The following is a 20,228-nucleotide window of genomic DNA, read 5'->3' on the forward strand; positions in this document are numbered from 1 at the left end:
CCGCTCGTCGGCGATTGCGGCCCCTGTGGGACCCCTCGATAGGTGCGGCAATGCAAGCAGTAGCCGTTCGCATCAACGCCCATGCCGCCGCAGGTTGGACACGGCTGCACGTCTGCCTCCAAGATTTCGGGGGGATCGGCCATTGGATGCGGCCGACGAGGAAGATCAAATAGCGACCGTAGCTGACCGGATCGACGTGCAGAATCGACCGTATAGCCACATGCATGACGCGCACTGGTCAGAGTTCCGACGGCCCCCTTGCGTTTAATCTGCGGCTCGCCAGCGGCATGTACAGCAGCGGAATACAGCAACCGACCGGACCGAGCCCAACCTGGTCCGACCCGTAGTCGTTGCAACGCAACGGGGCCGACCGCACTGGACCCAATCGCCGGGAATCGAAGGTTGAAGGCTTCTCGATCCGATCGGGCTGCAGTGCGCCGAACGGCGTCTGGTTCCGCCCGAGCGACCTAGCTGCCGCCTGGAAGCAGGTTTATCACCTCCGATGGTTGCGCAACCCAAATAGCGCCGGTTCGGCTGATGTCTTGTTGGTTGAGTGGCCCTACTGTTGCTGCGCGTGGCGGATCTTCATCTGGGCATCGATTACGGCACGTCCAACACGGTCGCGGTGCTGCGGTGGCCGGACGGGCGGAGCCGGCCGTTGCTGTTCGACAGTTCACCGTTGCTGCCTTCGGCGGTGTTCGCCACAGTGGACGGCCGGCTGTTGGTTGGCCGTGATGCGGAGCGGGCCGCCCGCGCCGATCCGGCCCGGTTCGAGCCGAACCCGAAACGTCGTATCGATGAGCTTGACGTGTTGCTCGGCGACCGCGTCTTCACGGTGACCGATCTGGTCGCGGCAGTGCTGGAACGGGTGGGCACCGAAGCCCGGAGGATCGCCGACAGCCCGGTCGACCGGGTCACCCTCACGCACCCCGTGGCGTGGGGGCCGACACGGCGCAAGGTGCTCATGGACGCGGCACAGCGGGCGGGGCTGCCAGCGCCGGTGCTGCTGGCCGAGCCGGTCGCAGCAGCCGCCTACTTCACCACCGTGCTGGGCAACAGGGTCGCCGTGGGACAGGACGTCGTGGTCTACGACCTTGGTGCGGGTACCTTCGATGTGAGCGTCGTGCAGCGAACCGGCGAGGGATTCGAGACGTTGGCCTACCGCGGGTTCGACGACGTCGGCGGTCTCGACCTGGACGCACTGGTCGTGTCGCATGTCGGAGCGGTGCTGGCCGACTCGGCGCCGCAGGCGTGGCGGGCCCTCGACGACCCGACGGACGCGGACGGGCGCCGCCACCGCTTGCAGTTATGGCAGGACGCGCGTGAGGCCCGGGAGACACTGACCCGCGAGTCGACCGCGACGATCTACGTGGCTGCGGCCCAGCGCGACGTCATCCTCACCCGGGAAGAGTTCGAACACGCCGCGACCGACGTGCTGAACAGGACGATCGCGACCACGCTGGCAACGGTTCGGGAGGCCCGCGTCCGGCCGGACGGCGTGGCTGGCTGGTTCCTCGTCGGCGGCGCTACCCGCACACCGCTGGTGGCCACGATGCTGCATCGGGCGTCAGGCCGACCCGCCACGGCCATCGAGGAACCACAACTCGTCGTTGCCGACGGCGCGGTCCACTCGAGCCCCACGGACCCCGACAACGGCACAATCCCCGCCTCCGCCCCCCGCCAAACCCAGCCACCGTGGGACGCTGCCGACCACCCACACCAACCTTCGATCACCGCCCCTGCGGCGGCACCTGCCCCGGAGGCGGCCGTTGTGTCAACGGCGCCGGCTGCGGACAGCCTCGACGATCGGACGACGCGGCCTGGTGCCGCGGCGGAGATCACCGTCAACCCATCGCAAGATGCAAACCTCGATAGCGGCGTGGCCACGACAGAGACACCGCTGCCCGACGACACCGCGACTGGCGATACGTCCGCGGTCGCACAGGCGCCCCGCATCGACAGTCTCGACGTTACGACGCCACCACTGGTCCTCGCTGACATCTCCGGACGGTTCCCCCGACGCGGGCCGCTACGCTCGCGTCGCTGGCTTGCCGTCGGCCTGATCGCCATCGTCGTTGTCCTCGCCCTGGCCAGCCTTCCATTCCTGACCCGCCCCGGCGACGGCACCGAAGCAGTCGACGGTCCACCGAGCAATTCCGCCCAACCGTCAGCTTCTTTCAGCCCTTCGAGCCCGTCCCATCCCACCGGCTCGCCCGGCTCGAGCGCGTCCATCCGGACACTCACCGCCACCCTCACCGGCACCGGCACCGGGCTGCTGTCAGAGGTGGCGTTTAGCCCCGACGGGCGCACCCTGGCCACCGCCGGCCAGGACAACACGGCCAGGCTCTGGAACATTACTGATCCGGCCCACCCCACACCCGCCGCGACCCTCACCGGCCACACCGACATCGTGTCCTCGGTGGCATTCAGCCCCGACGGGCGCACCCTGGCCACCGCCAGCAAGGACGAAACGGCCAGGCTCTGGAACATCACCGATCCGGCCCACCCCACACCCGCCGCCACCCTCACCGGCCACACCAACAGCGTGTTCTCGGTGGCGTTCAGCCCCGACGGGCGCACCCTGGCCACCGCCAGCCAGGACAACACGGCCAGGCTCTGGAACATCACCGATCCGGCCCACCCCACACCGGCCGCGACCCTCACCGGCCACACCAACAGCGTGCCCTCGGTGGCATTCAGCCCCGACGGGCGCACCCTGGCCACCGCCAGCGAGGACAACACGGCCAGGCTATGGAACATCACCGATCCGGCCCACCCCACACCCGCCGCCACCCTCACCGGCCACACCGACATCGTGGTCTCGGTGGCGTTTAGCCCCGACGGGCGCACCCTGGCCACCGCCAGCAAGGACGAAACGGCGAGGCTATGGAACATCACCGATCCGGCCCACCCCACACCCGCCGCCACCCTCACCGGCCACACCAACAGCGTGCTCTGGGTGGCGTTCAGCCCCGACGGGCGCACCCTGGCCACCGCCAGCGGGGACGGCACGAGGCTATGGAACATCACCGATCCGGCCCGTCCCACACCCGCCGCCGCCCTTCCCACCGGCGCCGCATTCGGCGGGGCGTTCAGCCCCGACGGGCGCACCCTGGCCATCGGCAGCGGGGACGGCACGGCCAAACTGTGGAGGTGAGACGACAGCACAATCCTCGGCGACATCGTGCCGAGCCATTCCGTCCGACCGATTGAGCTGCGTTCCGGTAGCCGCCGGGAGCCTCCCGTCGCACCACTGCACGGCCCCACAGCGGCGCGCCGGCCCGACCGGACAGTGGTGACCGGGGCTGAGCCATGCTCGCGGTAGCCCTGCGCACTGCACGCCGAGTCGGGTCGACAACCAGGGGCGCAGGTAGGCGCGCACATAGAATCGCCGATATTGCGAATGACCACGGATCCGAATACCGGTCACGTCCGAGCGCCCCGACGGTAAATACGCGGCCAACTGCCACAAGGCACGAGGTCTCCAGACCGAGTTTGCCCAGGTGAACGCCTGAATACCCACGGGAACAGGCACCGCTCTCCTAAAGCGGTGTTCCTGCACCGGGGCCGGCTGTAGGGTTCCCGCCAGCCGTGTCGGAAGGGGCGAGCATGGGCGTCAAGGCTGATGAACGTGTGGTGTCGATCCCTCTGGAACAGGCGATCAAGTTGGCCCGAGTCCTTGAGAGTGTCGTGATCTCGCTGGACTGCATCGGCTCGCGGCAGCCGGGTGGTGACGCCGACGCACGCATGCTCGACCAGTACGTGAAGGACTGGTTGGTCGCCCCTCAGCTTTCCCGGGCGCGAATGATCGTCTGGGACGCCATCGGGCAGGTCATCGGCGAGGAAGCGACGGAGGAGATCGCCGAAGCGGTGCCCCGCTTCCCGCAGCCCGTGCCGGACGAGGTTCGACAGCTTGCGGAGGAGCCGCGGCGGTGGAACGAGGAGGTGCAGGGGCTTGACGACTAGGGCGACAGCAACGACGACAGCAACCGCTCCGAACAGCAACCATCGACCCCCACCGTGGCAAGACACACGGGCCTGCGCGGCGCCCGCTCAACCGCCACCGTGATCGTGCCTCTTAATCTGCGGGTTGTAGGTTCAAGTCCTACGCGGCGTACCAGTCAGTCTCATTAGCTCGCTTCGCTCGCGGCGGGGGAGCTCCGCTCCACCCACACCCCCTCAAAACCTGCACCGTTGCGATCCCACGGCCATCAGGGTTCGACGGCGGGTTGGGCGCTTGGCTGGTATCAGTTGACGTCCACACGGCAGGGGCGAGCGCTCGAAGACCGAATCGGTGCCGAGCCAAAGCGCGACACTGGGCAGGAACGCCACGCCGGCTCGATCTCCCCCGGTGCGTCATCCATCCGGCCGGCCGCCTCGTGCTGCACGACTGGCAGCGCATGACCGCACGTGTTCACCGTGACGGCGATCTGGGAGTGACCAAGGATCTCCATCACCACCCGAGGCGACACACCACCGCGCAGCAGCAGGGTCGCGCACATGTGCCGCAGGTCATGGAACCGGATCGGGCGCACTCCGGCCCGCTTGATCAGCCGGGCATAGGTGGTGCTGAGGTTGCGCGCCTCAAGTACCCCCCGGTGGCCGTGGTGAACACCAGGCCAGTTTCGCTCCCAGTCGTCACCCGCCGCTTCCCGCTCGGCCCGCTGCACCGCCGGGTGCCGAGTGAGCGCCCCAACAACGAGCTTGGGCAAGGTGACGGACCGCCGAGAACTCCGCGACCTCGGTGGGCCGTAGACGACACCTTCGCCCCGCACGCGCTGCAGCGTTTGCACGATCCGATGCTGCCGTCGAGTTAGGTCGACGTTGAGCGGGCGGCTTCCGGTGCGCGAGGATCGGCTCTCGTGCGACGGGTTGAGGTAGAGACGCTCTTGGACGACGCCGGTACAGCTGGCGAGGCTTGCAAGGCTGCGTTGCGTCTCAACGCCGAGGTGACAGTGTGGGACAAGCAGGCGCCAGCGTTCGGCATGCGGTCGACCTACCGGTTCAGACACGCTCTGATGCAGGAGGACTGGGTCAGCACCGTTGGATATGAGGCGGGCTCAAGCAGTTGGCGGACTACGGCGATCTACCCATACGGCTCGGGCGAGTGCGGCTCAACGCGCCGGGATGCTGGTTCCTGCTATTCCTCGCGGCGGACGAGGCGCGGCTTGTCGCCTGCCTAGGGCACGGTGATCTAGAAAGTCTGTGGGGGCCGGGCAACAGCCCAGCCGTTCTCGATGGTGGGGCATATGAGAGGCACGAGCAGGCATGACAGGGACGTCTTACCTGCAAGAGCAACGCCACGCGACCGCAAGTGTTGGACCCCACCGCGCGCCTAGTCACATATGTCGGGTCTCAGGACCTGCGCGACAGATCGTTATCAGGACACGGATGACACTTCCGGCAAGACGACCATCGGTCACCGACAGGCAGTGAGGGCTCTGGGGCCCACTACACCCTGCAGGACTGCGGGTAGGGTTGTCTTCCCTCATGGAGGTCGCGCCCGTGGTCTGGAACGTCTATCGGTCGACAGTAACCCGCTACACCAGGCAGGAGGCCGGTCTTGCCTACTTGGCGGTCGCCTTGTTCGCCGATTCCACCGAGGGCAGACGGTACATCGAGTTTCAGCTTGCCGATGAGGAAGATCGCGACTGGGGCTACTGCATCGTTGACGGCCCACCGACCAAGTTCCAGCCTGGCGACGGTGTCGAGGAGCTGGTGACGATGATGACCAGTCACGCAACCCTGTATGGCGGTCTGCTCTCCGTCAGCCTCGATGGCATGGGTCTTGTGCTTACGTTCGATGACGAGGCCCAACGTCTATTTGAGTGGCCCCGAGAACTGACGCTGCGTCTCGGCATCACAGCGGACGAACTCAACGCGTTGCGCGAGGGCCTTCCCGAGGTGCTCGCCGTCGGTCCAGGCGGCAAAGTCCCCACGATCACGCTCTAGCGCCGGGTTGTGTCACGCACCTCCTGATAACGAGTACAGCAACCGACCGGACCGAGTCCAACCCAGTCCGGCCCGCAACCGTTGCGGCGCAACGAGATCGACCGCACTGAACCCCATCGCCGGGAATCCCTTGGTCCAGGGTCGAACGACAGCAACGCGCCATTGCTCCTACAACAGGTGACGCCTAACCCGCACGCGGTTGGCCCGCTCCGATCCGTATTGGCGGCAATCCGTTTGGCGGCCGAGCTAGACCCAGCTTGTGACGGGTCATACCCCGGCAGAGAGCCGTTCTCGCAGGTCGTCAGCACACCCGGAGCGCGTACGCCATCCGGCCGATATTCGCGCAGGACAATCGGTGTCACGATGTCCGCCTGCTCTTTTGTGGGAGGACCGCATCGTGGGGTTGCCGGAGCTGTGGGCGCGGATGTCGAAGCCGCAGCGAATCGTGTCGGCGGTCGGGCTGGGGCTGACCTCGACGCTGGTGCTCTGCTGTGGTGGCGCGGTCGCGCTCGGCGCGATCGTGGGGCCGACGCCGTCGAAGTCACCGGCACCACCCAGGTCGAACATCGTTGTGGTGACGACGCCGGATCAGCAGCCGGAGACGCCGACCGAGTCGCTATCGCCATCCCCGTCGGAGTCGCCGTCGCCGACGGCCGTGCCGACCACCCAGGCACCGCCGGTGCCGACCACCCAGGCACCGCCGCCGGTGCAGACCACGACGAAGGCAGCCCCTCCTCCGCCACCGCCGGTGCGGACGACCACGAAGGCCGCGCCGCCCCCGGCAGGGCAGCCGACCCACTCGGGCTACATCACGCCTGGTGCGTTCTGCAAGGTCGCGGAGGAGGGCTGGATCGGGTACAGCGCGAGCGGCAAGGCATACGTATGCCGGGACGTCGACCACAACGGGCATCCACACTGGGTGCTGCCTTGACCTTCACGGTGGGAGTGCCCGCGGCCCGGTTCCCGAGGAGGTGGACCAGGTCGCTCGCCGGCCACGTCCACCCAGGCGCCGTACTCGCTCTCAGTGGCATCGTTCATCAGGTTGCCGATGCTGCCCTTCATTCGACGCGCTGAGCTGTCGCGCCGACAGCAGCGATGACAGCAACCGCCACGCACGATCACGACCGTGGCCAACACCGGCTCACCGCGCAGCCGCTGCACTGAGCCCTCCGACCGTTGCTGCGGTCGTGCCTCTTAATCTGCCGGTTGTAGGTTCAAGTCCTACGCGGCGTACGCGATCAAATCGGCGGCCCCTGCTTCGCGGCGGGGGTCGCTTGCCGTTGTTGATCGCGTGTATTTCGCGCTCGCTGCGCTCGCTCCCCATTGGGGGAGCTTCGCTCCACCCAACCCCCTCAAGACCTGCAGCGTCATCCTCCCACGGGCATCAGGGTTCAACTGCGTTTGAGCGCTTGACGGGCGTCATCCGACGCCCACGCGGCAGGGCAAGCGCGCGGGAACGCAATCGCTCAGAGACCGAACAGTTCGTCCGAGAACGGCGCGTCAGGCGGCAGCGTCCCGGCGGCCATCCAGTGCGCCACGACGGACAGCGCAATCTCCTCCACCACGAAGCACGCGGCCGGAATCTCAAGGAAATCATCGAAGCACACCTTCAGATTGCCGCCAGCGCGATCGACGCGCGTCACCGTTTGCCAAAACTCGTCGTCGGTGTGCACGACCGCCCAGCCGCACCGTTGGGGCCCATCTCCGCTCCATCTACCGCAAGATCGAAGTGAGGACCCGCACCGCGGCCACCCGCTACGCACTCGACAACAACCTCACCTGACGAGGGCGGCCACGTCGCCAACCTCGCGCCCGATCTCCTCCCGCGTGCCCGGATCCCAGTGCCTGGCATAGGTCGCACTCACCACGACGTATCGGCCCGATGCTCGAGGAACGTCGGATGCTGTAGGTTTCGGCTTCCGGTCGTGGTCGAAGGAGCGTCATGCCTCAATCAGAGTCCTCCCCAGCGGCCGCCGCGAGGTGCCGGGGTCGGCTTCTAGCGTCCTATTCGATGGATGCGGCACAGAGCTCCGACTGGCTCAGGCAGTTCCTGCACACCCTGGCGAAGAACGCGGCCTCGGCGGCAGAGGCAGCCGGGGCGGAGGTCAGCTTCGTTGACGCTGCCCGTCCGGCCGGCGATCCGGCGGAGCTGGTGCGCGACGCGGACGGCGTCCTCATCCTCGGCGGCGCCGACCTGGATCCCGCCACCTATGGACAGCAGCGCCGGGTGGAGAACCTCTACGGCCTCGACGCCGCCGCCGACGCCTTCGAGCTCGGACTGGCCCGAGCCGCGCTCGACTCCGGTCTGCCGATTCTGGGAATCTGCCGTGGCATGCAGATACTCAACGTTGCCGCAGGCGGGTCGCTGATCCAAGATTTGGGCCGCGGGACGATGCACAACGTTGAATCGGACAACTCAACGATGACAACGCATAGCGTCGAGATCATCCCGGGCACACTGTTGGGCGGCATCTACGGACCTGTGGAGCTGCAAGTCCGCTCCGGTCACCACCAGGCCGTCGATGCCATCGGTGCCGGCCTGCTGGTCAGCGCGACCGCCTCGGACGGGATCGTCGAGGCCTTTGAGGGCACCGCAGGCTGGGCGCTCGGCGTGCAATGGCACCCCGAGGACCCCGATGGCGATCCTGAGCAACTCGCCACGTTGATGAGGGCATTCACCACGGCGATGGCCGCAACGCGACGGGCTTAGCGCTCGATCCGCCACAGGCGGACGGTGCCCTCGCCGTCGCCCGTGGCCAGCCACTTGCTGTCGGGGCTGAACGCGACCGCGCGCACACCCCTCTGGTGCTTGTTCAGCCGGGTGATGATCGTGGCGCTGCCGGCGTCCCACAGTATGACGTCGGTGTTCGCGAGACCGGTCGCGATGAGGGTGCCGTCGGCGTTGTATGCCATCGACTGGACGACGTCGGGCGTGACCGCCAGCGCCTCGCCGCGCGGCGCGAGCGTCTTGACGTCCGCGAACTTCACGCGGGCGCCTTCCGTCGATGAGATCGCCACCGCCAACGTCCGGCCGTCCGGACTGAACGTCAGCGCCGTCGGCTTGTCGTTGACGATCGGAGCGCCGACCGCCGCACCGCTCGCGGTCGTGAAGATACGCACCTCCGCCCCGTCGGCCGCGGCAACAAGGTCACCGCCGGGGGCGAACGCGGCGTGTGCCGCGTTGGCGCCGTCCTGCGCCTTGATCGACAGCCCCAGCCAGGTGTCCCGCGTCCGGTCGGACTCGAAGCACAGGTAGCCGTCCCTGACGTACCCGACGGCGACGAAGGAGCCGTCACGCCGGAACACGATGTCGTGGACGCCGCCGGGAATCCCGACGTTCTTGAAGGTGGTCATGCTGAAGCTGACCGGCACGCGATCGCGGCTCGCGTCGGCGAGGTTCACCTCGGTGATCGTGTTGAGGTCGCCGGCGATCAGCGCGTGGCCGTCCGGGCTGAACCGCACGCTGGTGACGTCGTCGTTGTCGTGCTCGCCCGTGAGCCGGGTTTGCGCCGCACCGGGCTTGGCCACGTTCCACAGCCGTACGGTGCCGATGCCGCCGGCCGCGAGCCGTTTGCTGTCCGGGCTGAACGCGAGGCTCGAGACGTCACCGCGGTCGCTGTCCATCTCGGCGACCAGCTCGAGACCCCGCACCGGGCCGTCGTGCGACGCTCGCCAGAGCACGGCGCCGGCGCCGCCCGCGACGGCGAGCACGGCCACGGCGGCGACAGTGGCCACCAAGGGGCGCCGCCGCCGTGACCGCACCGGCGGCGCGGACCTCGGCATCGATGGCGCCGCCGGAGGGACCACGGGGGCCGTGCGCGGCGGCGCCGGCGGGGACGTCGGAGGCGACGAGGAGAACGGCACCACCGGCGTCCCGGGCGCGGCCCGCCACGGGTCGTAGGGTGTGGCGGGCGGTACGGGCGGCCGGTCCGGTTCCAGGGCAAGGGCGGCACGCGCCGTATCCGCCGCGCCAGAGGACGCGGCCGGCCGCACCAGCGGCTCGGGCAGCGGATGAGCCGCTGCTTGTGCGGGCGCGGCGGCGATGTACAGGCTGCCCGAGGCGACCACCAGTTCGGGCGCGTCCACCACGGTCGGAGCAATCCGCATCGCACGGTGGAGCAGGGTTGCGGCCAGCGGATCCCGGGCGCCACCGCCGACGACGAGCACGCCGCCCACCGTCTCCGGGCTGATCCGGGCCTGGGCCAGCGTCGACAGCGTCACGTCGACGGTGCGCTCCAGGAACGGGCCGGCGAGCGCCTCGAACTCGGTCCGGCTCAGGTGGATGGTCGCGTCGAGGAGTGGCAACCGCAGGTCGCCGGTGTCGTGCCGGGACAGGTGCTCCTTGACCGCCATTGCGGCCCGCCACAGCTGTTGCCGGGCCTCCTGGTCGGCCGGCGACTGGGGCCAGTCCAGCCGGCGCCACACGGCCGGGTCGGTACCGGAACTGTTGCGGGCCATGCCCACCACGGCCGCGTCGAGGTCAAGGCCGCCCGCGTCGCCGAGGCTCGCCGCTGCGATCACCTTGTCGGCGGTACCGTCGAAACGCACCGCGCTGACGTCGAACGTGCCGGCGCCGAGGTCGTAGACCACCAGGCACTTGCCGGGCGGCAGGCGGTTGCCGAGCACCCGATTGCAATACGCCGCGGCGGCCAGGGGCTCGGCGACGAGCCGCACGCTGCCCAGGCCGGCGCGGGCGGCGCTCTCGGCGAGGACCGCCAACCGCGCCGGCGACCACGTCGCCGGGTGGGTGAGCACCACTGTGGCCGGCAGCCCGCCGGCAACGTCGATCGCCTCGCTCGCGACGCGGCGCAGCACCGTCGTGATCAGGTCGACGACCGGGACCTCCCGCGCGCCGAGCAGCACGGCCCGCTCACCGATGCGCAGCTTCGGAGTGGGTTCGAAGCCGGCCGGGTAGGCGATCGCGGCACGCTCGGCGGCGGCGCCCGTGAGCAGCCCGCCATCCGGCGTCGCGAATACGCCGGAGGGCAGCAGCGGGGAGGCGTCGAACAGCAGCGGCCGGGGAGGCCCGTCACTGCCGGCCAGCATCGCAACGGTCGTCGAGGTGCCGAGGTCGATGCCGAGCACCGCGTCGGTGATCGTCACGCGCCGACCGTACGGATCAACATCGCCGGACGGTAGCAGCGGAACGGACGATGACCGATCATCCGGCCGCGCCCGGCTGGCAGCTCAGACGGACAACAGCCGATCGAGCAGGCGGTGGTACTGCAGCACGGAGTTGCGCATGTCCGCGATGCTGTCGGGCGCCGGCGCGCTGCCGCGCTCGAGCTGCTCTTCGCGGCTGTGGACGCTTTCGGCGAGGGCCTTCACCGCCTCGTCCACCAACTGCCGAGCCTCGGTGACGCTGCCCGGCGGGTCCTGGACGAACCGGCTCTCCACCTTGTGCCAGCGCCGCCGGAAATCCTCGGACTGCGTGGTGTCCCAGATCCCCGGCTGCTGCATGGCGGGGTACTGCGAGCGCATGTCAGACGCCGCCCCTGGCTGGTGGGTCGGCTGTTGCGCGTCCGGGTCGTCCGTCCCGTAGACGCCGCCGCCGGCGGGTGCCGCATAGACCGGGCCGCCTGCAGCATCGACATCTGTGGGTGGTGGTGGCTCTTGGGAGGGCGGTGGTGCCGCGCTGGCCGCCGCCGGATCGATCGAGCTGCCGTCTTGCATCGCGACTCCGCCCGTCCTGCTGACGCCGCGGAGCCGCCGCCCACGCCGACGCGACGAACGGTGGAATCGGCCGTACGCCGCAGCCGCGACACCGGCGAGGATCAGCAGTAGCAGGACGATGGCGAGCAGGGCTTCAGTCGATGACATGGCGAAATCCCTTCCAACGCAAGCAGCTCAGACGCTAGCTCGGGCCGGCTCGGGCCGGCCTCACCTACTCGATCCAGGCCTCTTGCCTACCCTCAAGGGTGGGTTGTTCCGGCGCTCCGCGATGTGGGATGTGGACGGGCCACGGGCCCCCGACGGGTCATGACCACCTCGACGGGTGTCACCTTCAACGTGGCCAACGCCCGTCGGAAGAACCGACCAGTCGCGGCGGGCATGGCTTCGACGACGGCGGCCGTCGCGAGGGTCGGCCGCCGTCGCGGTTATCTACCTCCGCATGCTGCGGTTCTTGCTTCCGTCGTTGCCGCCGTTCATTCGGGCAGGCGGAAGAGCCGGTAACGGCCCACGGTCTCGAAGCCGATGCGCCGGTACACCGGCTCGCCCTCGCTGCTCGCCTGGAGTGTGGCGATGCGCCGGCCCGACTCCCGGGTGATTCGCAGGGCCTCCATCGTGAGGGCGGTCGCGATGGCCCGTCGCCGGTAGTTCCGGTCGGTCGCGATGCAGTACAGAGCGCCCCTGTCAGTGGCGAGCGCCAGCGTGCAGGTGCCGACGGTCCTGCCGTCGACGACGCCGGCGAGCCGGACCACGCTGGAGTCGGCGTGGCGCATCTCGCGGTCCACAACCGTGTCGAGGTCGCCGTCGGTGAATCCGAGCGGCTCGGCGTATGCCCGCACGTAGTCGTACATCTCGGCCCGGTCGGTGACCACGCGGATCTTCAGGCCGGACGGCGTCGGCACCGTGCTGGTGACGGTGGCCACGTCGACCGCCATGACCGGCATGTCGACGGTCAGCTCCGCCCCGCGTGCGAGCAGGCCCTCGGCGGTGCCCTCGTCGCTGTCTGCCCCGACCCACCAGCTCCATCGCGTGCCGGCCAACTGCTGCCTGGCCTCCGCGATCGCCTCGTCCAGCCCCCTGTTGCGGATCCGCAGCACCCCGTTGAGGAGGGGCTGCTGGATTTCGGTGCGATACATGGGCAGGTCGGTATCGGGTGAGCTGCCGGCCCAGCCGCTCCAGTACGACCGGTTGGCGGTCAGTTGCGGCTGCAGGTCGTGGATCGAGTTCGTTTGCATACCCCCAGGACTGCGGTCGTGGCCCGAAAGTTCGGTTGCCGAGGCGACATTCTCGGTCGCGACCCGGGTAGGCGACCTTGGCGCGGTTTCGGTCCCCGCCAACCGAACTCTTCGCCCGCGGGCCGCATCCAGTTGATGGACCGCGTCCTCGCTTCCCGCCGGAGGGAAGCGCGCGGATGGCGCGGAGTCGCATGGCGATCGACAGGTTGGAGAGACTGTGAGCAATTGGGGTAGCGACGGATGGGTCGTCCGCTCTGGTGCGGGGCAACGCGTGGCCCTCGGCGGTCCGCATGTTCCGGAGGTGCTGCTGAGGGGCCGGGATGTTGCCGACGCTCTCGGCGTCTTCACCTTCGACCACGCGGTCATCACCGAGAACCCGCCGCACGCGCACAATGGCTTTGCCAAAATCGCTTATGTACTCGCCGGCGACTACGAGTTCCGGGTCGGCAACGCAACGTTCTCCGGCGGGCCGGGCGACATGGTGGTCATTCCGAAGGGTAGCCAGCACACCTTCACCACCGCGACGGGCGGCAAACTGCTGTTCGTGTGCTCACCCTCCGGCAACGAGGAGATGTTCCTCGAGATGGGCGAACTCGGCCCCACCGCGACGGGTGACCAGCTGAAGGCGGTCAGCGAGCGGTTCGAAACCGTCGGCTTGGCCGGAGACGACGCGTCCTGGCGGCAGGTCCAGCCCGGGCGTGAGGGCGGCTCGTAGGTCGCCGATCGTTCCAAGGTCAGCGTCCACATAGGACGAACGAGCTGATCGCGCGGGCAGGACACCAAGGCGTCACCGGGCGCGCGGCTGTCCCGGGCGGGCGGCGTGGATGAGGCGTACCTCCCCCACCAGGCCGGCCTTCTCGCGCAGCAGCCAGGTGGCGGCCGGTGGGCAGTGGTCGGGGTCCTCCGGGGGGTTGATGAACTCGTTCTCCCAGATCGTGATGCCCGGCCCGGCCACGACGTTGACCAGCCGGTACCGCACGCCGCTGTTGTAGTCGCTGCCCATGGCGGCGAAGATCGAGCCCAACCCGGTCGAGACGGTGCCGCTGGGCCATCGCATGGCCATGTCGGCGGCCCAGCGTCGGTCCAGCTTGTGCTGTGGCACGCCGTTGGCGACCGCGGACAGGATCGCGGCCGCTTCCTCACGCCGCTCGGCGGTCAGCGTCGAGGCGTCGTGGTGGCGGTCGTCACGCACGCGAGGAAGCGTGATGGTCAGTTGCCGCCGCACCTCGCTCAGCCGGCTGCGTACGGTCCCGACCGGCACTCCGCAGAGCGCGGCGATGTGTTCGTAGGAGTTGTTCTCGGTGAAGTAGCGCAGCATCGCCACCGGCTGCAGGGTCGGCGACAGTTGCCGCAGGCCGTGCCAGATCCAGTCGCGCTGGGCGCTGCGCTCGATGTACGCGACCGGGTCGTCGAGTTCGGAGGCGTGCAGGTCCTCACCGGCTGTGCCGACCGGGACGGGCTTGCGGGCGCGCAGGATCGTCCGGCAGTTGTTGCGGACGATCGCGTGGAGCCAGGCACGGACGGCGCCGGCGTCGCGCAGCTCGCCGATGCGGGCGAGCGCGGTGATGGCGGCGTCCTGGCACGCGTCCTCGGCGTCGGGGCCGTGGCCCAGGAGGTGGATGGCCACGGCGAGCATGCCCGCGTAATGGTGCTCGAGCAGCAGCGCGAGGCTCTGTTGGTCGCCCTGTTGGGCCGCGTGGACCATCTGCTCCGTCTGAGCGTCGGCGCCGGACAACGGGTAGCGCAACAGCATTCCTGAAACGTTAGCGGCACACCCAGGACCGGCCGGGGGGCTGATGTCCGCGGTCAGGCCGATGCTGCCGTCATGTCCGGTTACCCGGCCCGGCTCGCGAAGTGACCCGCGCCACCTCAGACCGCCACGACGGTGACGTCGTCGAAGGTCACCCCGGCCCCGTTGCTGGCGAAGCCCAGGCCGCCGGTCCGGCTCAGGGCGCCTCGCGCGTCGTCGTAGTTCACGAGGTCGTAGCCGTCCACGGTGACCGAATAGTGGCGGCCCTTCGCCTCGACCGTGACGTCGTACCAGGTCGCGTTCGAGATCTCGTGGGGTTCGGTTGTCACGGGGTCGCCGCCGTCCGCGCCGCCGCGGCCGTTGAGGTGCCCGTCGCCCACGGCGACGCTGTTGTTGGCCTCGTCGAGGAACACGCGGACGTACCGCCCGTCGGCGCCCCGCAGCAGCAGGTCCGATTCGCCGTCTTTGCCCATCTTGGTCCGGTAGTGCACCACAACGTCGGGCGGCAGCGTCAGGTCGAGCATGACGGTCGGCCAGCCGGCCACGTCGCCGAAGCCGGTCATGGCGCTGTCACCGATGCTCCAGACGCCGGTGACCGGGTGCCAGGCTTTGGCCAGGTCGCGGCTGTCGAAATCGTCGTGGAGACGCTGGGTGCCCGACGCGGACCAGGACCACTCGGGGGTGAACGACGGCCCGGATTCGGCGCCGGATCCGCCCGAGTCGCCGAACAGCTGGGCCGCGGAAACGACGATGGCCACCAGGACGAGGATCACGAGGAAACCTGCCGCGATGCCGGTGGTCGAGCCGCGCCGCCCGCCGCCGGTGTCGGGCACTGCCGGTTGACGTACGGGCGTCCGCACCGGCGGCGGTGTCTGAGCCGGTGGCGGCGCCTGGACCGGGTACGCCGTCGCGACCGGGACCGCGGGCTCGCCGGTCGGCGGCGTGACGCTGGTCGGGATCGGCGCGCTGACCGTGAAATCCGGCCCTGGGGGCATCGGCGGGCTGACCGGGATCGCCGGGCTCACCGGCATGGCGAGGCTGACCGGGTCGGGGGTGCCGCCGTAGAGCGCGCCCTCGGCCACGACCAGCTCCGGGTGGTCGAGCACCGTCGGCGCGATGCGTAGCGTCCGGTGCAACACGGTCGCCGCGAGCGGCAGCCGGGACGAGCCGCCGACGAGGTAGACGCCGCCGACCATTTCCGGCGGTACCGCGGCCTCCTGCAACACCGCCAGGGTCCGCGCTGCGGTCCGGTCGAGGTGGGGGCGGGCCAGCGCGTCGAACTCCTCGCGGGTCAGGCGCACCTCCGCGTCGACGAGCGGCACGTGCAGGTCCACCGCCGGGTGCCGCGACAGCTGTTCCTTCGCCGCCTTCGCGCCGGCCCACAGCTGCTGACGGGCGCGCTGGTCGGCCGGGTTCTGCGGCCAGTCCAGCCGGCGCCACTCGGCAGCGGCGGCCCCGGTGTGTGCGCGGGCGTGCGCGACCACGACCGCGTCGATGTCGAGCCCGCCGACGTCGTCCAGGCCCGCCGTTGCGAGGGTCGCGAAGCCGTCCGCCTCGGCGCGCAGCACGGTCGCGTCGAACGTGCCGGCACCCAGGTCGTACACCACGAGGCAGCGGCCGGTCGGCAGCCGGCGCTCGGAAGTGGCGGCGAAGTACGACGCGGCGGCGACCGGCTCCGGGACGAAACGCACCGGAGCGAGGCCCGCACGGGAGGCCGCGTCGGCGAGCGTGGCCAGGCGGACCGGGCCCCACGTCGCCGGGTGGGTCAGCGCAACCTCGTCCGGCGCCCGCCCGGCCACCCGCCGCGCCTCGCCGGCGATGCGGACCAGCAGGGCGGCGATGAGGTCGACGACGGCGACCGCCCGGTCGGCCAGCCACACCGAGCCCTCGTCGATGCGCCGCTTGGGGTTGCGCTCGAGTCCGGCCGGGTGGCCCGCCGCTGCGCGCTCCGCGTCGAGGCCGACGAGCAGGGTGCCGTCGGGCCCGGCGTACACGGCCGAGGACAGCAGCGGCGAGGAGTCGAACAGCAGCGGTACGACCCGCCCGGACGGCTCGCTCACGAGAGCGACCGTGTTGGATGTACCTACGTCGATGCCGAGCCGGTATCGTCCCGCGTCCACGCCTCACCCTACGAAGCGCCCACGCTGCCGTCCAATCCGCGGGAGTTGGCAGATGGCGTGTCGCGCATTCACGGGAGTCCATCCCAGGACAAGCCCGGTTCCGCGGTCGGCGACCGTGGAACCGGGCTTGTGCTGTTGTGTCAGCCCTGGACGATCTGGAACTTCGCGGGGGCGACGTTGTTGTTGCGGAACGGGTAGCCGCGGCCCTGGTCGTCCTGCGCCGACGAGTAGACGCTGCCTTCGCTCTGCTGCGGCGCGGCGGGCGCGGTCACCTTCAGGGTGAAGACCTTCGAGCCGCCCGCCGGGATGCTGCCGCTGAGGCAGGGCACCGGCAGCTCGTCCGGCTGGATCGTGCAGCCCGAGACCGCCTGAACCGTCCACGTGTCAGGCACCCCGAACGCGATACGCAGCTTGCCGGGCGTGGCGAACTGCGCGTTGTTGTGCACGGTCACCGTGAGAGTGCCGGCCCACGTACCCGAGCCCGTCGCGGTCATCGTCAACTTGCCCGCGGCAACGGTCACGTCGGTGATGTTCGGGTTCGGCCCGAACGCGGTCGGCCCACCGGTCTGCGCGAACGCCGTGCCGTTCCAGCCGTAGGTACGCCACTGGTGCTGCGACGCCTGCGCCATGTCACAGCACGGCCGGTACTCACCCACATCAACCCTGACCTGCCCGCCGTCGCCGGCCTGCACCTGCCAGATCGTCTCAATGTCGGTACCCTGCCGGCCCTCACTACCGGCACTACCGACAACCTGCCCCAGCGTGACGATCGCGCCGGCGGTGTCACGGTCGAAGACGAGCACCTTGTAGTCCGACCCCTGCGGGCTGCACGACAACAGCATCACCGTCTCCTGCGCCCCGTCATGGTCGACGTCGACATACACCGGGTCGCCCTCCAACCTGAAACTGCCGGTGCTGCCCGCCTTACCGCCGCTGAGCTTCACCGGACCCGTCGGGCAGCCCGCATCGAAACCCTTCGGCCACGACGGGATCGACAGCGTCGCATTACCCAGATCGGCCTTGCTGATCCGCCCGTCCGGCGCCGCGGCGGTGCTGCTCGCCGCCGTCGACGGCGCCGTCGGCGACGGGGTCTCGACCGCGCTGGTCGAGGCTTCCGGCGTGGCCGGCGGCCCGTTCGAGTCGCTGCCGGCAGCCGCATACGCCGCCACCGGCGTCGCAATCGCCAACGCCGCGATCGCGCTCGCCGCGATAGTCCGCACCTTGCGCCGATGCTGCACCGTAGCGCGTGCCGCAGCGGTACCGGCGGGCTTGACATAGGAGGACGCCTCGCCGCGGAACTCGGCGAAAGCACTGGACAGCAGGTCGTCGTTGTCGAAATCAGGCACGGCGGGACTCCTTGTCGGTGAGCTGGACAGCGAGCGCGGTACGCCCGCGATGAAGCCAGGACTTGACGGTGCCTTCGGCGACACCCTCCTGGCGGGCAATATCACTGATCGGCAGATCCGCGAGATAGTGCAGAATCACCGCCCGGCGCTGCTGCTCCGGCAACCGCGACAACGCCTGCGCAAGCGCCACCCGGTCCGGGCTCGGCGCCGCCACATGCTCCTCACGATGCCGGCGCGCGAACGCCATCGCCGTACGAGCCCGCCGCCACCGGCTGGTCGCCAAATTCCACGCAACCCGACGCACCCAACCCGCCGGATCACCCAACTCGGCGACACGCTTCCACCGCGCCAACGCACGACAGAACGCCTCCTGCACCACATCCTGCGCCGCAGCCATATCACCGGTATAGGCAAACAACTGCACCGTCAGCGGCCGGAAGTACGCCGCATAAAACTCGTCGAACCCCCCAGCGCCGGCAGGCGGTCCGCTGTCCGACGGACACTCCACGCTGCCCCCGTCAAGCAAGGTGCTCACACTGCCCTTCCTCCCCATCAGCGACCGACCAACCGGCCGTACGGCGACAACACGCCACAGCGCGACAAGAGGTTGCAGTGAATCTTTTGTCGCCCAGGCGACAGTTCCGCACCGACCGACCATGACCGGCCACAGACGCATTCCGGGCACTCGACGCCGCGGGCGTCGTTTGCGTACAAGACGGCCGCGGTGGCCGCTTCCTAGCATGGGCGGGCTCGCTCCGGCCGCGGTTCGTCGGTGTGGCGTTGCGGCCCGCTCGTCGATCTAGCCGGCGACCTCGTCGCCTGACTGTGAGGAGAACGGCACATGCGTGATCTGGTCTATACCGGGTTCATGTCGCTCGACGGCGTTGTGGACTCCCCAGGCGGCGGGCCGGGCGAGGAGCACCGCGGCGGTGGCTGGGTGGTCAAGGACGTCGAGTTCCTGCCCGAGGCCTTCTCGCTCAAGGGCGAGGAGCTCGAGGATACGACGGCGCTGATGTTCGGCCGGCGGAGCTACGAGGTGTTCGCGCCACTCTGGCGCGACTCGGACGACCACGCTCCCTACAAGGAACTGCCGAAGTACGTGGTCTCGACCACGCTGTCCGACGACGCCCTCGTCGAGGGATGGGGTCCGACGACGATCCTGCGCTCGACCGACGACGTCGTCGAGCTCAAGAAGAGCGAGGGTGGCGCAATCTTCATCCATGGGAGCGCGGAGCTCGCCCGGCGCCTGTCGGACGCAGGCCTGATCAACCGGTACAACCTTCTCGTCTTCCCGGTGCTGCTCGCGGCCGGCAAGAGCCTGTTCAGCAAGGCCGACAAGGACAAGCAGGTCCTGAGCCTCCGGGCGTCCGCGGCCTACCCGAACGGCATCGTCAAGCTGATCTACGACGTCGTCGGCTGATCCAGATCCAGGGCGATCGCACCGCCGATACCCTCGCGGAGTTGTCGCGCCGTACGCCCGACGTACCGGCGCAGCGCATGGGCCAGGTGCGGCTCGTCGAAGTACTCAAGCCTGGAGACGACATCGGCGACCGGGACGCCGGCAGCGAGGAGCGTCGAGGCCTTCCGTGCACGTTCGATCCGCCATACGGCGCCCTGCGTGAGCCCGGTCGCCGCTCGAAACCGGCGTTCGACGGTGCGTCTCGTGACTGCCGGGCGGTTGCCTCGGCGGACCTCGGTAACGAGCGGGTCACGGACCACGGCTCCGGAGCGGACGAGACGGTCGACCAGAGCCTCAGCGTCGTCGGGGCCGGGCGTCTCCCAGCGGATGCCGTCCAGCCGAAAGGTCCTACGCGTGGCGTCGGGGAGGTTGACGCCCCCGTCGACCAGGGCCGGCGTGGGCACGGCCCGCAGCGACGTGCCCACGGCGAACTCGATGCCGACGAAGGACGCGCCCTCCGGCACCGGCGCGGTGCCGGTCCTGGTCTCGGGTCCGGAAATGCCCGCGTAGGCCGTGCCCTCGCGCTCCCAGAACACCAGGCCCCAGCACACCGCTGCAACGGAGGTCATCTCCGTGACCTGCTCGCTCGTACAGGTCCACACGGTGTCGACCCACGGCGAGTCGGACGTGCGCGTCTCGAACCGCAGTCCCACGGGAGAAGGATAGGCACAGTTCGCCACTGTGGTGGTGCCGATC

The 20,228-nt window shown here is 69.5% G+C and carries 17 protein-coding genes; 7 read left to right on the forward strand and 10 right to left on the reverse strand.

All coding sequences use genetic code 11. The features are described 5' to 3' along the window. The first annotated feature begins 574 nt into the window (after positions 1-574). Together ABD901_RS41020 and ABD901_RS41025 are read left to right on the forward strand one after the other, a co-directional pair. Entirely contained in the window at positions 575-3,157 is a 2,583-nt protein-coding gene (locus tag ABD901_RS41020) for an Hsp70 family protein (protein ID WP_345135994.1), read from the forward strand. A 452-nt stretch (positions 3,158-3,609) separates the two neighbouring features. After that, positions 3,610-3,966, forward strand: a complete 357-nt coding sequence (locus ABD901_RS41025) for a hypothetical protein (RefSeq protein ID WP_345135996.1) — start codon at positions 3,610-3,612, stop codon at positions 3,964-3,966. Between the two features lie 281 nt (positions 3,967-4,247). On the opposite strand, the gene ABD901_RS41030 is transcribed toward ABD901_RS41025, so the two are convergent. Next, positions 4,248-4,793, reverse strand: coding sequence for a tyrosine-type recombinase/integrase (locus ABD901_RS41030; protein ID WP_345135998.1), 546 nt, complete (start codon positions 4,791-4,793; stop codon positions 4,248-4,250). Positions 4,794-5,490: 697 nt separating this feature from the next. Here ABD901_RS41030 and ABD901_RS41035 point away from each other — a divergent pair. After that, the gene (locus tag ABD901_RS41035; RefSeq protein WP_345136000.1) at positions 5,491-5,952 is read left to right on the forward strand and encodes a hypothetical protein; all 462 of its coding nucleotides are present in this window, start codon (positions 5,491-5,493) and stop codon (positions 5,950-5,952) included. Positions 5,953-6,349: 397 nt separating this feature from the next. Further along, positions 6,350-6,883: a hypothetical protein gene (locus tag ABD901_RS41040; protein ID WP_345136003.1), complete on the forward strand. Its 534-nt coding sequence runs from the start codon at positions 6,350-6,352 to the stop codon at positions 6,881-6,883. A 535-nt stretch (positions 6,884-7,418) separates the two neighbouring features. Here ABD901_RS41040 and ABD901_RS41045 read toward each other — a convergent pair. Beyond that, positions 7,419-7,625 carry a hypothetical protein gene (locus ABD901_RS41045; protein ID WP_345136006.1) on the reverse strand — a complete coding sequence of 69 codons (207 nt, stop codon included), beginning with the start codon at positions 7,623-7,625 and terminating at the stop codon, positions 7,419-7,421. A gap of 338 nt (positions 7,626-7,963) precedes the next feature. Between ABD901_RS41045 and ABD901_RS41050 the strand changes: the two genes are divergently transcribed. After that, the gene (locus ABD901_RS41050; RefSeq protein WP_345136008.1) at positions 7,964-8,662 is read left to right on the forward strand and encodes a gamma-glutamyl-gamma-aminobutyrate hydrolase family protein; all 699 of its coding nucleotides are present in this window, start codon (positions 7,964-7,966) and stop codon (positions 8,660-8,662) included. On the opposite strand, the gene ABD901_RS41055 is transcribed toward ABD901_RS41050, so the two are convergent. The 3 genes from ABD901_RS41055 to ABD901_RS41065 form a co-directional block, all read right to left on the reverse strand. Then, positions 8,659-11,055: an Hsp70 family protein gene (locus tag ABD901_RS41055; RefSeq protein WP_345136010.1), complete on the reverse strand. Its 2,397-nt coding sequence runs from the start codon at positions 11,053-11,055 to the stop codon at positions 8,659-8,661. The two genes, ABD901_RS41050 and ABD901_RS41055, sit on opposite strands and share 4 nt — an antisense overlap. Before the next feature lie 84 nt (positions 11,056-11,139). Beyond that, positions 11,140-11,772 (reverse strand): hypothetical protein, encoded by a 633-nt coding sequence (locus ABD901_RS41060; RefSeq protein ID WP_345136012.1) that lies wholly within the window; start codon positions 11,770-11,772, stop codon positions 11,140-11,142. Positions 11,773-12,098: 326 nt separating this feature from the next. Next, positions 12,099-12,857 (reverse strand): GNAT family N-acetyltransferase, encoded by a 759-nt coding sequence (locus ABD901_RS41065; RefSeq protein WP_345136014.1) that lies wholly within the window; start codon positions 12,855-12,857, stop codon positions 12,099-12,101. A 301-nt stretch (positions 12,858-13,158) separates the two neighbouring features. Between ABD901_RS41065 and ABD901_RS41070 the strand changes: the two genes are divergently transcribed. Beyond that, positions 13,159-13,572, forward strand: a complete 414-nt coding sequence (locus ABD901_RS41070; protein WP_345136016.1) for a cupin domain-containing protein — start codon at positions 13,159-13,161, stop codon at positions 13,570-13,572. Positions 13,573-13,644: 72 nt separating this feature from the next. Here ABD901_RS41070 and ABD901_RS41075 read toward each other — a convergent pair whose 3' ends face one another. The 4 genes from ABD901_RS41075 to ABD901_RS41090 form a co-directional block, all read right to left on the reverse strand. Next, positions 13,645-14,610, reverse strand: a complete 966-nt coding sequence (locus ABD901_RS41075) for an RNA polymerase sigma factor (RefSeq protein WP_345136018.1) — start codon at positions 14,608-14,610, stop codon at positions 13,645-13,647. Positions 14,611-14,726: 116 nt separating this feature from the next. Next, positions 14,727-16,667 (reverse strand): Hsp70 family protein, encoded by a 1,941-nt coding sequence (locus ABD901_RS41080; RefSeq protein WP_345136020.1) that lies wholly within the window; start codon positions 16,665-16,667, stop codon positions 14,727-14,729. Between the two features lie 200 nt (positions 16,668-16,867). Continuing rightward, entirely contained in the window at positions 16,868-18,073 is a 1,206-nt protein-coding gene (locus ABD901_RS41085) for a hypothetical protein (protein ID WP_345136022.1), read from the reverse strand. After that, positions 18,066-18,581 carry a SigE family RNA polymerase sigma factor gene (locus tag ABD901_RS41090; protein WP_345136165.1) on the reverse strand — a complete coding sequence of 172 codons (516 nt, stop codon included), beginning with the start codon at positions 18,579-18,581 and terminating at the stop codon, positions 18,066-18,068. Before ABD901_RS41090 ends, ABD901_RS41085 begins: the two co-directional genes overlap by 8 nt. A gap of 333 nt (positions 18,582-18,914) precedes the next feature. Between ABD901_RS41090 and ABD901_RS41095 the strand changes: the two genes are divergently transcribed. Beyond that, positions 18,915-19,493: a dihydrofolate reductase family protein gene (locus ABD901_RS41095; RefSeq protein WP_345136024.1), complete on the forward strand. Its 579-nt coding sequence runs from the start codon at positions 18,915-18,917 to the stop codon at positions 19,491-19,493. Here ABD901_RS41095 and ABD901_RS41100 read toward each other — a convergent pair. Further along, positions 19,475-20,185: a helix-turn-helix domain-containing protein gene (locus ABD901_RS41100; protein ID WP_345136026.1), complete on the reverse strand. Its 711-nt coding sequence runs from the start codon at positions 20,183-20,185 to the stop codon at positions 19,475-19,477. The genes ABD901_RS41095 and ABD901_RS41100 overlap by 19 nt on opposite strands. Between the last annotated feature and the right edge of the window lie 43 nt (positions 20,186-20,228).

Source organism: Dactylosporangium darangshiense (assembly GCF_039537565.1).
GTDB classification, from domain to species: domain Bacteria; phylum Actinomycetota; class Actinomycetes; order Mycobacteriales; family Micromonosporaceae; genus Dactylosporangium; species Dactylosporangium darangshiense.